Origin of the sequence: Pseudomonas sp. GOM6, from assembly GCF_029537485.1 — a bacterium.
Classification (GTDB): Bacteria; Pseudomonadota; Gammaproteobacteria; order Pseudomonadales; family Pseudomonadaceae; genus Aquipseudomonas.
Window position 1 is genome coordinate 71,008 of sequence record NZ_JARPUS010000003.1, and the last position, 12,486, is coordinate 83,493.

The 12,486-nt window shown below is 59.1% G+C and carries 15 protein-coding genes; 4 read left to right on the forward strand and 11 right to left on the reverse strand.

Features of this window, described 5'->3' with window-relative positions; translation table 11 throughout:
* Positions 1 to 2: 2 nt before the first annotated feature.
* The 11 genes from flgJ to P7A97_RS04985 form a co-directional block, all read right to left on the reverse strand.
* Positions 3 to 1,175 carry a flagellar assembly peptidoglycan hydrolase FlgJ gene (flgJ, locus tag P7A97_RS04935; protein ID WP_277688835.1) on the reverse strand — a complete coding sequence of 391 codons (1,173 nt, stop codon included), beginning with the start codon at positions 1,173 to 1,175 and terminating at the stop codon, positions 3 to 5.
* 11 nt (positions 1,176 to 1,186) lie between these two features.
* Positions 1,187 to 2,287, reverse strand: coding sequence for a flagellar basal body P-ring protein FlgI (locus P7A97_RS04940; RefSeq protein WP_277688836.1), 1,101 nt, complete (start codon positions 2,285 to 2,287; stop codon positions 1,187 to 1,189).
* 14 nt (positions 2,288 to 2,301) lie between these two features.
* The gene (gene flgH / locus P7A97_RS04945) at positions 2,302 to 3,015 is read right to left on the reverse strand and encodes a flagellar basal body L-ring protein FlgH (protein ID WP_277688837.1); all 714 of its coding nucleotides are present in this window, start codon (positions 3,013 to 3,015) and stop codon (positions 2,302 to 2,304) included.
* Between the two features lie 57 nt (positions 3,016 to 3,072).
* The gene (flgG, locus tag P7A97_RS04950; RefSeq protein ID WP_277688838.1) at positions 3,073 to 3,858 is read right to left on the reverse strand and encodes a flagellar basal-body rod protein FlgG; all 786 of its coding nucleotides are present in this window, start codon (positions 3,856 to 3,858) and stop codon (positions 3,073 to 3,075) included.
* 46 nt (positions 3,859 to 3,904) lie between these two features.
* Positions 3,905 to 4,648, reverse strand: a complete 744-nt coding sequence (locus tag P7A97_RS04955; protein ID WP_277688839.1) for a flagellar basal body rod protein FlgF — start codon at positions 4,646 to 4,648, stop codon at positions 3,905 to 3,907.
* 198 nt (positions 4,649 to 4,846) lie between these two features.
* A complete protein-coding gene (gene flgE / locus P7A97_RS04960) occupies positions 4,847 to 6,181 on the reverse strand; it encodes a flagellar hook protein FlgE (RefSeq protein WP_277688840.1) in 1,335 nt (444 codons plus the stop codon).
* Positions 6,182 to 6,224: 43 nt separating this feature from the next.
* Entirely contained in the window at positions 6,225 to 6,893 is a 669-nt protein-coding gene (gene flgD / locus P7A97_RS04965; protein WP_277688841.1) for a flagellar hook assembly protein FlgD, read from the reverse strand.
* Between the two features lie 22 nt (positions 6,894 to 6,915).
* Positions 6,916 to 7,359, reverse strand: a complete 444-nt coding sequence (flgC, locus tag P7A97_RS04970; RefSeq protein ID WP_277688842.1) for a flagellar basal body rod protein FlgC — start codon at positions 7,357 to 7,359, stop codon at positions 6,916 to 6,918.
* 13 nt (positions 7,360 to 7,372) lie between these two features.
* Positions 7,373 to 7,780 (reverse strand): flagellar basal body rod protein FlgB, encoded by a 408-nt coding sequence (gene flgB, locus P7A97_RS04975; protein ID WP_277688843.1) that lies wholly within the window; start codon positions 7,778 to 7,780, stop codon positions 7,373 to 7,375.
* Between the two features lie 233 nt (positions 7,781 to 8,013).
* Complete coding sequence (cheR, locus tag P7A97_RS04980) at positions 8,014 to 8,841, reverse strand: protein-glutamate O-methyltransferase CheR (RefSeq protein ID WP_277688844.1); 828 nt, start codon at positions 8,839 to 8,841, stop codon at positions 8,014 to 8,016.
* Positions 8,842 to 8,886: 45 nt separating this feature from the next.
* On the reverse strand, positions 8,887 to 9,819 hold the full coding sequence (locus tag P7A97_RS04985) for a chemotaxis protein CheV (RefSeq protein ID WP_277688845.1): 933 nt from the start codon (positions 9,817 to 9,819) through the stop codon (positions 8,887 to 8,889).
* A gap of 80 nt (positions 9,820 to 9,899) precedes the next feature.
* Here P7A97_RS04985 and flgA point away from each other — a divergent pair, with 80 nt between their 5' ends.
* From flgA to P7A97_RS05005, 4 genes are all read left to right on the forward strand, one after another.
* The gene (gene flgA / locus P7A97_RS04990) at positions 9,900 to 10,658 is read left to right on the forward strand and encodes a flagellar basal body P-ring formation chaperone FlgA (RefSeq protein WP_277688846.1); all 759 of its coding nucleotides are present in this window, start codon (positions 9,900 to 9,902) and stop codon (positions 10,656 to 10,658) included.
* A gap of 133 nt (positions 10,659 to 10,791) precedes the next feature.
* Positions 10,792 to 11,133, forward strand: coding sequence for a flagellar biosynthesis anti-sigma factor FlgM (flgM, locus tag P7A97_RS04995; RefSeq protein WP_277688847.1), 342 nt, complete (start codon positions 10,792 to 10,794; stop codon positions 11,131 to 11,133).
* Between the two features lie 50 nt (positions 11,134 to 11,183).
* Positions 11,184 to 11,651, forward strand: coding sequence for a flagellar export chaperone FlgN (gene flgN / locus P7A97_RS05000; protein WP_277688848.1), 468 nt, complete (start codon positions 11,184 to 11,186; stop codon positions 11,649 to 11,651).
* Between the two features lie 82 nt (positions 11,652 to 11,733).
* On the forward strand, positions 11,734 to 12,474 hold the full coding sequence (locus tag P7A97_RS05005; RefSeq protein WP_277688849.1) for a flagellar brake protein: 741 nt from the start codon (positions 11,734 to 11,736) through the stop codon (positions 12,472 to 12,474).
* Positions 12,475 to 12,486 lie beyond the last annotated feature (12 nt).

The window sequence follows — 12,486 nt, forward strand, 5'->3', positions numbered from 1 at the left end:
TCTCAGGTCCTTGTGGTCGGGCTATCGACGGCAGCGATGGCTTGATAGGTCTGCATCTTGCGGGCGATCTGTCCGATCTTGCGGGCATAGTTGGGATCAGTGGCATACCCGGCCGCCTGCAGCTCACGTACAAAACGCTCGGGATTGTCGGTAGCGGCCAACGCTTCCTGGTAACGACCATTGCCCTGCAGGAAGTTCACGTAATCGTTGAAGCTCTGCTGATAGGAATCGTAAGTGCGAAATGCCGCTGCTTCCTTGACCGCTTTGCCGCCCTTGTACTCGGTGGTCAGCACCCTTGCCGCCTCGCCATCCCACCCCCGATGGGCCTTGATGCCAAACAGGTTATGGCTGCTGGAGCCGTCGGAGTGGCGAATGATCGATTTACCCCAACCGGTCTCGAGGGCAGCCTGGGCCACCAGGTAGCGCGCATCGACGCCGATTTTCTTCGCAGCCTCTTCCGCCATCGGCAGCATGGTTTCGATAAAGTCAGCTGCCGAAGCGAATGCCGATTTGCCCTTGGCATGAGGTTGCGGAGCAGCCTGCTCCGCAGCGACTTCGGCCCTCAAGCCGCCGGCCGTTTTGCCAGCATCAGTCACACCGACTTGGATTGCGGCCTTGGGCGGGGCCGGCACCCAATCGACAGCCGCCAGCGCCTGGCCCTCACCTGTAGCTGGCGGCGTAATGCCAGCGAGCATGCGATCGTTTAGCTTGCTGGGCAGAGCCAGACGACGCTGATTGAGAAGCGCCGAGTCGTCACGTACCACACTGCCCTCGCCTGCTGGCTTGAATGCTCCAGCGCGGGCACTGCTGGCCGGCATCTCGACCTGAGCAAAGGGGTTGACCCGCTTGGGCCCGCTTTTCAGCTGGCTCAGTTGACGCTCCAGCACGGTGGCCAAGCCAATGCCCCCGTTATTCTTGGAGAGGGTCACGGCCAACTGTTGATCGTGCATATCCTGGTAAGTCTTGCTCTCGTTGCTGTTCATGAAGTTGCCTTCGCCGAACACTTCGTTCGCCTTGCGCATGGCCTTCATCATTTCGTTGAGGAACAGCGACTCGAACTCCTGGGCCACCTTCTTGATGTTGCCTTCACTGTCGCCGCCAACCTTGAACTGGTTGAGACGGTTCAGGTCGGTGTAGGCGCCGCTGTCGAGGCCGGCTGCGAGTCTGGATTCCATGGTCGCCTCCTTCAGATCACGATCAGATCGGCTTGCAGGGCTCCCGCCTGCTTGAGCGCTTCGAGAATGGCCATCAGATCCGAGGGCGCCGCCCCCACCTGGTTAACCGCACGCACGATTTCATCCAGGGTGGTGCCCGGGCCGAACTTGAACATCGGCTTGGCTTCCTGCTCGGCATCTACCCGCGAGCGCGGCACCACGGCGGTCTCACCACCGGAGAAGGCTTCCGGCTGGCTGACGATGGGATCTTCGGTAATGGTCACGGTGAGGCTGCCGTGGGTCACGGCGGCCGGCTGCACCCGCACGTTCTGGCCAATCACAATGGTGCCGGTACGCGAATTGATGATGACCTTGGCCGCCGCCTGACCGGCCTCGATCTCGATATTCTCCAGTACCGCCAGGTAATCGACACGCTGATTGGGATCCAGCGGAGCGCTGACACGGATCGAGCCACCGTCGATGGCCTGCGCCACGCCAGGGCCTAGAAGTCCGTTGATCTGGTCAACGATATTCTTCGCCGTGGTGAAATCCGGACGATTGAGGTTAAGCGTCAAGCTGTTGCCCTGGTCGAAACCACTCGGCACCGGGCGCTCGACGGTAGCGCCTGCGGGAATGCGGCCGGCCGAAGGCACGTTGACGGTAATGCGCGAACCGTCGCTACCGCTGGCGTCGAAACCGCCCACCACCAGGTTGCCCTGGGCGATGGCGTAAACATTGCCGTCAATACCTTTGAGCGGGGTCATCAACAGGCTGCCGCCACGCAGGCTCTTGGCGTTGCCGATGGATGAGATCGTCACGTCAAGCACCTGCCCCGGTTTGGCGAAAGGCGGTAGTTCGGCATGAATCGACACCGCCGCAACGTTCTTCAACTGAACGTTGCCGGAGTTGGCCGGCACCTTGATGCCGAACTGCGCCAGCATGTTATTGAAGGTCTGCAGGGTGAAAGGCGTCTGCGTGGTCTGGTCGCCGGTCCCATTAAGGCCGACTACCAGGCCGTAGCCGATCAATTGGTTGGCGCGTACGCCCTGGATACTGGCCAGGTCCTTGATGCGCTCGGCTTGCGCGGCGCCAGCGGCCAACAGCAGGCAGAGTATGGAAATCAGTCGTTTCATCATCGGCTACCTACTCAGAACGGGAACAGCGGGCTGAAGAAGAAGCGATCGAGCCAACCCGGCTGACTGGCATCGGCAAAGGCGCCGGTACCCGAATAGGTGATGCGGGCATTGGCGATACGGGTCGAAGACACGGTGTTGTCGGTGGCGATGTCATCAGCCCGTACCAGGCCGGCAATGCGTACCAACTCGTCACCGGTGTTCAGGGTCATCCACTTCTCGCCGCGCACGGCAAGAATCCCATTGGGCAGCACCTCGGCCACGGTCACGGTCACCGAGCCGGTCAGGCTATTGCTCTGGCTGGCATCGGACTCGCCATCGGTATCGCGGCTACCGCTGTAGCCCACATCCAGACTCAGGTCATCGGTCTGCAGCGGATTGAGACTGCCATTCGGGTTGTTGAGAGATACCGCGCCGCCAAACAGTGACGTCAGACCGATATTGGCCGAGCTGTCCTTGGACATGCTCGAGCCGGCTTTCTTGCTGGCCTGGGTGCGCTCGCTGAGGGTGATGGTAATGATATCCCCCACCCGGTAAGCCTTGCGGTCGTCGTACAGATTGGTCTCGAAGCCGGCCTGGTAGATCGCGCCGTTATTCTGCGCAGCCGGCAGCGGGGTGCGCGGCAGAACGGGGGCGTAATAGGGGTCGTCCGGCTTCGGCGGGGGCGTCACGCAGCCGCTCAGGACCACGCTCCCCAACAGGGGAAGAAGAATCATCAGCCGGTTCATAACCACTACCTCACGGCGTTCTTGTTGCTACTGGCCGGCGCCTGGGCGCCCGCGACATTAAAGGTTCTGCGTGATGAACGAGAGCATCTGGTCCGAAGTGGAGATCACCTTGGAGTTCATCTCATAGGCACGCTGGGTGGTGATCATGTTGACCAGCTCTTCCACCACGCTGACGTTGGAGTTTTCCAGGGTGTTCTGCAGTACGGTGCCAAGTCCGGTCAGGCCGGGCGTACCAACCTGCGGCGCGCCGCTGGAAGCGGTTTCGAGGAACAGGTTGTTGCCGATGGCCTGCAGGCCGGCCGGATTGACGAAGTCGGCCGTCTGGATGTTGCCGATCACCTGCGAGGCCGGGTTGCCGGCAGTGGTCACGGAAACAGTGCCGTCCTCACCCACGGTGAAGGTCTGCACCTCGGCCGGCAGGACAATGGCGGGCTCCAGGGCAAAGCCTTGGGACGTGACGATCTGGCCATCGGAGTCCAGGTGGAAGCTACCGTCACGGCTGTAGCCGACGGTGCCGTCCGGCAGCAGCACCTGAAAGAAACCACGACCGTTGATGGCCATATCCAGTGGCTGCTCGGTGGTCTGCAGGCTACCGGCAGTAAAGATTTTCTGGGTGCCGGTGATACGAACACCCGTACCCAGCTGCAAGCCCGTTGGCAGCTCGCTGTCCTGAGTCGACTGGCCACCCGGTTGGCGCCGAATTTGATACAGCAAGTCCTCGAACTCGGCACGATCACGCTTGAAGCCCGTGGTCGAAACGTTGGCCAGGTTGTTGGAAATCGTGGTCAGGTTCATGTCCTGAGCGGACAGGCCAGTCTTGGCGACCCACAGAGCCGGAAGCATATTCTTTCTCCTCGAGCGCCAGTTTCATGGCGCTTCGCGTTGCTGATTAGCTGATCTGCATGACCCGTGCCATGGCTGTCGCACCGTCTTCTGCAGTGCGCATCATCTTCACGTGCAGTTCGAACTGGCGGGACAGGGAGAGGATCGCGGTCATCTCCTCGACGGCGTTGACATTGCTTGATTCGAGGAAGCCCGAGGTCAGGCGCACATTGGCATCCACCAACGCCGGCGCTTCGCCAGCCTTCACACGGATCAGGCCATCAGTGCCCTTCTCCATCGTTTTCAGATCCGGATTGACCAGCTTGATGCGATCGACCTCGGCCATCACGCTCGGCGCCTCGCCAAGCGCGCGGATGCTGATGGTGCCGTCCTGACCGATCTCGACCTTCTGCTCTGGCGGAATGGCAATCGGCCCGCCGTTACCCAGCACCGGCAAACCATTGCCGGTACGCAACTGCCCCAGGGCATCAATCTGCAGGCTGGCGGTACGCACATAGGCTTCGCTGCCATCGGCGGCCTGCACGGCAATCCAACCTTGCCCCTCGATGGCCACATCCAGCTCGCGCCCGGTTTCCTGCAGCGAGCCTGGCGTGAAGTCGGTGGCCGGGCGCTCGGTCATGGCATACACACGCGCCGGGTAACTGTCGCCGAATACCGGCATGGAACGCGCCTGCTCGTAATCCCGATGGAAACCGGTAGTCGAGATGTTCGCCAGGTTGTTGGCGTGGGCACGCTGAGCCAGGGTGTTCTGGCTGGCTCCGGTCATGGAGATGTACAGCATCTTGTCCATGGTCTGCTCCGCGGGGTCGGCAATCTGCCGCTCTAGCTTCTGTTGCCAGTTATTCAGCAAGCCCCGTGCCAGAACCAATAAAAAAGACTAAGCAGTTGTTTTATAAAGACTTTATAAACAGAAAAAGCCCCGCAAGGAGCTTTTTCAGGCAATGAACGGCGAGGCCTTGCCGCCGGTGGCAAGGCCCCTCCCCCAGCATTACCGCAGGTTGATGATGGTCTGCGTGATGGCGCTTTCGGTCTCGATGGTCTTGGCGTTGGCCTGGTAGTTGCGCTGCGCAACGATCAGGTTCACCAGCTGGTCCGAAAGCTCCACGTTGGAGTCCTCCAGGGCCCCCGCCTGCAGAGCGCCGAGCGTGCCAGAGCGCGGCGTCCCCACTACCGGCTCGCCAGACTGGAAGGACTGCACCCAGGCGGTTTTGCCGATGGGCGTCAAACCCTGCACATTGGCGAAGTTGGCCAGCACCACCTGGCCCTGCACCAATGATTGGCCGTTGGTATAGCGGGCGAAGATGACTCCGGTATCGTCGATTTCCAGGCCGGATAGCTCGCCGGTGGTGTAGCCATCCTGGCTGACCGCCGTCACGGCGAAGGCGCTGGCAAACTGAGTGGCAGTTCGAAAATCGATGTCCAAGGGCACAGCTGGAATATTGGTTAAGTTGGCGGTCCAGATCGGCGGGGTGCCGCCATCAGACTCAGCCGGAACCCAGTTTGTCATGGTGATAGAGCCATCTAGGTTAACTGTGAAGTCCGTAGAAGCAGTACTTAACAGCTGCCCGGACGCATCAAAGTTCAACGTCGCAGTGAAAGGCGTAGTAGCGCTTGGGTTCGGCACCGGCCCCGGAAGGTTAGTCGCCGGTGATGCGGGGTTCCGCCCATCGATCAGAACATTCATCTCCCAGGTATTCGCCCCCGTCTTGACGAAGTACTGGGTAAACACATGGGCATTGCCCTGTGTGTCATAGATATTTGTCGAGGTCGACGAGTTGTAGGTGGTCGGGTCAGATGGGTCGAACGGCGTGGTGGTCGGCACCGTGTTGTTCGAATTCAGGTTGAACGTCTGCGTCAGGTTCTCCGTGGCGCGCGGCGACTGGGCGGCGGTACGAATCTGAATATCATCGACGATACCGTTCTGCAGGTTGCCTGCATTGTCTACCGCATAACCCTGCAGACGATAACCAAAGTTGTTGACCATGTAGCCGTCACGATCAGTGCCAAAATAACCAGCACGGGTATAACTGATTTCTCCGTTGTTACTGGTCACGAAGAAACCGTTGCCATTGATGGCCAGATCCAGAGCATTCTGGGTGTAATTGATGTTGCCCTGATTGAACAGCTGAGACACATCCGCCAGCAAAACACCGCTGCCCTGCGCATTAGCGCCAGTCCCCAGCACCGAAGCGGCGTAGACATCGGCAAACTCCGCACGCGACTGTTTGAAGCCCGCAGTGCCTGCGTTGGCAATGTTGTTGCCGGTGACGTTGAGGTCATTAGTGGCTGCCCGCAGACCGCTGAGACCGATATTGAAAGCCATGGAATACTCCTTTGCCGTTACTGCCGGCGCTGCAGTCTGGGGATTACTGACCGATGATCTGGACTTGGGATAGCGCAACGCCACCCAACCCCGCGAGATTGAGCATCATCTCGCCACCGTTCTGGCCGAGCGTGACACTGTCGACGTTAGCCGGCAGCAAGGTGTAGAGCCCCTTGGTACCGTCGGCGTAGGTGGCCTGCGCTTCGAACTTGTAAGTACCAGGCGGCAACAGATTGCCGCCTGAGTCCTTGCCATCCCACATGAAGCTGACATTGCCAGCGGCCTGCTGGCCGAGGTTGACGCGGTTCACTACCGAGCCGGTGTTGTCGTAGATGTTGACGTAGACGTTGCTACTGGTGACCGGCAATACCAGGCTGCCTTTAAAGGTTTCGCTGGTATCCACTACCGCCTTCTCGGTTGGCACTATCACCTTGCGCCCGACCAGGGAAGAGGCTTGCAGCGCCTGAGATGACTGGTAGCCAGAGAGCAGCGACTCCATGCTGGAGTTGAGCTTCTCGATACCCTCAACCTGACTGAACTGCGCCAACTGAGCGATGAACTCGCCGTTCTCCTGAGGCTCCAGCGGGTTCTGGTTATTCAACTGGGCCACCAGCAATTCAAGGAACTCGTTCTTGCCGAGATCCTTGTTCTGGGTGGTGTCCTGCTGGATCTGGTACTGGTCCAGTACGGAACTGACGCCACTGACACTCATTGTCTCGCTCCTCGTTCGCCGCTTACTGGCCCAGGGTCAGCACACGCTGCATCATCTGCTTGGCGGTGTTCATCATTTCGACGTTGGTCTGGAACGCACGACTGGCAGAGATCATGTCCGCCATCTCCTCGACCACGTTGACGTTCGGGTAGTACACATAACCCTGCTCGTCGGCCGCCGGGTGATTCGGCTCATAGCGCGGCATCAGGCTGCTCTGATCCTCGACCACACCCAGTACCTGTACGCCACGGCCAGCCTGATCCTGGTCAGCAAACAGCGAGCCACGGTCACCGTTCATGCTCGACTCGAACACGGTAGCGAATACCGGGTGGCGGGCACGGTAGGTTTGATCGATGCTCGAGGAAACGGTCTCGGCATTGGCGATGTTGCTGGAGATGGTGTTCAGACGAGTGCTCTGGGCGCTCATGCCGGTACCGGCGATATTGAAGACACTGGCGAGTGACATGACTTGATCTCCCTTAATCGCCGCGCAGGGCGTTGACCAGCCCTTTGAACTTGCTGTTGAGCAGGGTGAAGCTGGCCTGGAACTGCACCGCGTTCTCGGCGTAGTTGGCCTGCTCCTGCTGCATGTCAACACTGTTCTGGTCGATGGACGGATGGAACGGTGTACGGAAACGCAGTGCCGGATCGGCCAACTGGATGCCGTCGGCGGCAATGTGCTGGCTATCGGTACGGCTCATGGAGAATTGCTTGCCGCTTTGCTTCTCGTTCTGTTCGGCGAGCACGGCAGAGAAGTCCAGGTCACGAGCCTTGTAGTGCGGGGTATCGGCGTTGGCGATGTTGTTGGCCAGCACCTCGGCGCGCTGGGCGCGAAATGCCAGCGCCTCTTCGTGGATGCCGAGTGCTCTGTCGAAACTGATGCTCATGGTCTGGAACCTTTGCCGCCGTTGCGTCGTGCAAGACACACAGCAAAGGCTGTGCCATTTTTAATTTTCTTTATAGATCAATGGCTTATCTTTTTATCCGCACAGTGATAAACGGCAAGCGGCAAAGCTTTTCCGCTCCAGAACATCGCAAGCGGCAAGGCCGGCAAAGGGTTTGCCGCCCTAAATAAAAACGGGAGGCACATTGGCCTCCCGTTACTGAACCTCGATAAGGATCACTTAACCTTGTAAATGATCCCTGGGCTGCACTGAACCATCTGATAAAGATCCGGCAATGCGTTTAGGGCCTCAGACGCACCCAGGAACAGATATCCACCCGGCTTCAACGTGGCGTGGATACGGGTGAGGATGTCCTTCTTCACTTCAGCCGAGAAGTAGATCAGCACGTTGCGACAGAACACCACGTCGAACTTACCAAGCGCTGCATAGCTTTCCAGCAGGTTCAGTGGACGGAACTCGACACGGCTCTTGATAGGAGCCTTGACCACCCAGCGCCCCGGCCCCTTGGGATCGAAGTAGCGCTGCAGGCGCTCCTGCGACAGGCCGCGCCCCATGGCCAGGCTGTCATACTCGCCGGATTTGCAGTTGATCAGCATCGAAGGTGACAGGTCAGTCGCAACGATCTGCACACCAGCCTTGAGCTGCCCCAGGTTGCTTTTCTCGAACTCGTCGATGGTCATCGACAATGAGTAAGGCTCCTGCCCCGAAGAACAGGCCGCCGACCAGATGCGCAAGCGCTGGTTGGGGTTGGCCTTAATCAACTCAGGCAACACCCGGCTCTTCATCACTTCGAAAGGGTAGGTATCGCGGAACCACAGGGTTTCGTTGGTGGTCATGGCATCCACCACCTGCTCGCGCAAACCACCTCGCGGCTGCGCCTGCATTTTCTGCACCAGTTCGCCAAGCGACTTGATGCCCTGCTGCTCCATCAGCTTATTGAGGCGGCTAGACACCAGGTACTGCTTGTTGCTCCCCAGCAGAATGCCGCATGCCTTCTCCAGAAAGACCCGGAACTGCTCGAAATCCAAATTACCTGAAGACACTAATGCCGCCTCACCATACATAGTCCTTACTAAAGGCTTAGGCCTTTAGCCCCCATCAGCCACACGGATACGCTCAACAACACGCGAAGCAAGCTCGTCGGGACGGAACTTCGCCAGGAAGTCATCCGCGCCCACTTTCTTGACCATCGCCTGGTTAAACACACCGGAGAGCGAAGTATGCAGAATCACATGGAGATTCTGCATCCTCGGATCGGAGCGAATCTCCGCAGTAAGGGTATAGCCGTCCATCTCCGGCATTTCGATATCGGAGATCAACATTAGAAACTCTTCAGCCGGACTCTTACCCTCCTCGACCAGCTTATGCAGATACTCATAAGCCTCGCGACCATCGTTCAGCGCCACGACCTCGACACCAACGCTCTCCAGGCAACGCGACACCTGCTTGCGTGCCACCGAGGAGTCGTCGCAGATCAAAACACGCTTGGAAACGGCCTTGGCCTTGGTCTCGACATCCACCACGCCTTCCGAGATGGCCTCGGACATGGGAGCCACCTCGGCGAGGATCTTCTCGACATCGATGACTTCAACCAAACGGTTGTCAACGCGCGTGACAGCCGTCAGATAGTGGTCGCGACCGGTGCCCTTGGGTGGCGGGTGAATTTCACCCCAGTTCATATTGACGATGCGCTCCACCGAGCGCACCAGAAAACCCTGCACCTTGGTGTTGTACTCGGTGATGATCACAAAGCTGTTGCTGATGTCATCCAGGGCCGAGCGGCCGGTAGCCAGCGCCAGATCGAGAATCGGGATGGTGCCCCCACGGATGTTCGCCACGCCACGCACAACCTGGCTGGACTTGGGCATGATGGTGAGCTTGGGGCACTGCAGCACCTCCTTCACCTTGAACACGTTGATGCCATACAGCTGCGGCCCATCCAGCCTGAACAGCAATAGTTCCAGACGGTTCTGACCCACCAGTTGGGTACGCTGGTTAACCGAGTCCAATACTCCGGCCATGCCCAGACTCCTTATTCGTTCTGTTCGCCGCGCGTTCTGCTAAGCCTAGCAGGCGGCACGGGCCTTGCTTCGTCGAGTACATGAACGCACTTTCGACATTTTCCCGACGCATGATGGCAAAACGCTTCATCACTGCAGCTGTTTTACCTGCTTTGGGGCTACTCGGCTACCACTCGCCGTATGCGGCCACACAGACTCCGCCCGAGGAGCTTATCGGCGCCACAGAGGGCTTTCTTGAGTTTATGGTCGAAGACTATTTAGAGCGTAGCGAAATCCGGGCGCGTCATGAGATTCACGTCAAACCTATCGACCCACGGTTACGACTGGCGGACTGCGACAGTGATCTGACACAACGACTGGAAAGCCCGGAGCAGCCTGTAGGGCGCGTCACCGTGAAGGTCAGCTGCGAGGGTAGTTCGCCGTGGAGCGTATACATCCCTGCCCAGGTACGCATTTTTCGTCCTGTCGCGGTAATGAAGAACCCGCTCAAGCGCAACAGCATCATTGGTCCAGACGATGTGGCCATGATCGAGCAGGATGTCGGATTGCTCAATCGTGGCTACATCGTCGATCCAGCTCAGGCCATCGGCAAAAAACTGACGCGCCCAGCCCAGGCCGATCAGGTGCTGACGCCGTCGCAACTGCAGCTGGCAGAAAGTGTTCGCCGCGGCGACCAAGTTGTTATCCTGGCCAGCAGCGCCGGCATCAGTGTGCGCATGCAGGGCGAAGCCCTGTCGGACGGGGCCCTGGGACAACAGATCAGCGTGCGTAATCTGAGCTCTCAGCGCGTGGTCAGAGCCCGCGTAACAGGGCCAGGCCAAGTAGAGGTACGACTGTAGGCATGATTCTTGTAGTGCAATCTGGCGACGATTCCCTACACTGTGAAACAACACACACAATAACGCCCTAAAGTTTCGACGGAACTGGCCGAAAACCCGGTCAAGCGTCCAGATACCGTCCGAGGTTTTCAACATGGTTATCGACTTCAACCGGCTGAACAATGCCAACAACGCCGCCAATAGCGGGCGTACCGGCAATGCCCAGGCCAGCAGCCAGAATGAAGCCGTCAGCAATACCCAGCCCAATGCGGCCAAGGTTGCCGGCGAGCAAGCCGCAACCGGCAAGAGCGGAGAGTCAGTGCAGCTCAGCCGTGAGGCCCAACAATTGCAGAAAGCCAGCGACAAGCTGCGCGACCTGCCAACCGTAGACAAAGAGCGTGTCGCCAAACTGAAGCAAGCCATCGCCGATGGCAGCTATCAGGTCGACAGCCAGCGTGTAGCCAGCAAGCTGCTCGATTTCGAATCCCAGCGCTAGTTTCCGGGCTGCGCTGGGGGTGTTGGACGCCCAATCCCCAGAGCCCAAAGATGCAAGACAACGATCTGCTACAGCTTTTCAACGACGACATTGGCACCGCCAAGCAACTGCTTGAACTGATCAATGCCGAGTTCCAGGCGCTCGAAGCGCGCGATCTGCCCAGCCTGGAAAAGATTCTCGGCGAGAAACTCCCCCTCCTCAACCTGCTGGATCAGCACGGCACCGCACGCAGCACTCTGTTACGCCAGCAAGAGCTCAGCGCCGACAAGGCTGGCTTGGAGACGTTCGCCAGCCGTCGCAGTGATGGCGACGAGATTCTGACACGCAGCAATGAGCTCAGCCTTTTGCTTGAACAGTGCCGTGAAGCCAACCAGCGCAACGGCCGCCTGATTCGTGCCAACCAGGCCTCATTACAAAGCGTGCTCGGCATTCTTCGTGGCGGCGAAACACCCGGGCTCTATGACAGCCGAGGCGGCGCCGCTAGAATCGGCCAGCAACGCCCACTCAGCCAAGCCTGAGATATAACAAGCACAGGGACATACAGGCATTCTGCCAGTATGCTAGTGCCGCAGTATTTTGTGCCCTGGAGACTTCCGGACCGTGTCCAACCCATTTCAAGAGGAAGATGGCCCACAGCCGCCCAAGGTTCTAACCGCACCCTTGGAAATCTTCGCCAACCTGCGCCTGTTGCAACAGAGCAGAGACCCGCTGCTGATTACATTCAAGGATCGTAATCAACGCTTTCAAACCTATCTGGTAGAGGTCAATCGCGAACGCGGCCTGATCGCTCTGGACGAAATGATGCCCAGCGATGGCGAGCGCTACCTGCAAAATGACGAGCCCTTCCGCGTCGAGGGCTTCCATGATGGCGTACGCATCGCTTGGGATTGCGAAGACCCGGTGAGCATCGGTGAGCTTGGAGGTGCACGCTGCTACTGGGGGCACATGCCCGAGCGGGTTATCTACCACCAGCGCCGCAACGCTTTCCGCGCCACGCTGGGCGCAGGCCAGCCGGTGACGGTCGAGCTATCGGGCAACCGCCTTACACCAGCACTCAGCGGCCACCTGCTGGATATTTCCGCCACGGGCTGCCGCCTGCGTTTTGCTGGCAATGTCAGCGGCCGCCTGCAGGCCGGTCAGGTCTATGAGCGCTTTAGCGCCCAGCTGCCGATCGGCCCGTTGACCACCGCCGTGGAAATGCGCCACGCCCACTACGATGAGAAGGTCGACGTGACCTTTGTGGGCCTGCGCTTCCACCGTATGAACGGCCTGGAGCAACGCCACGTCGAACGCTACGTGTACCAACTACAACGTGAAGCCAGACGCGACGATCCGTTATGACCAGGAAGCCAC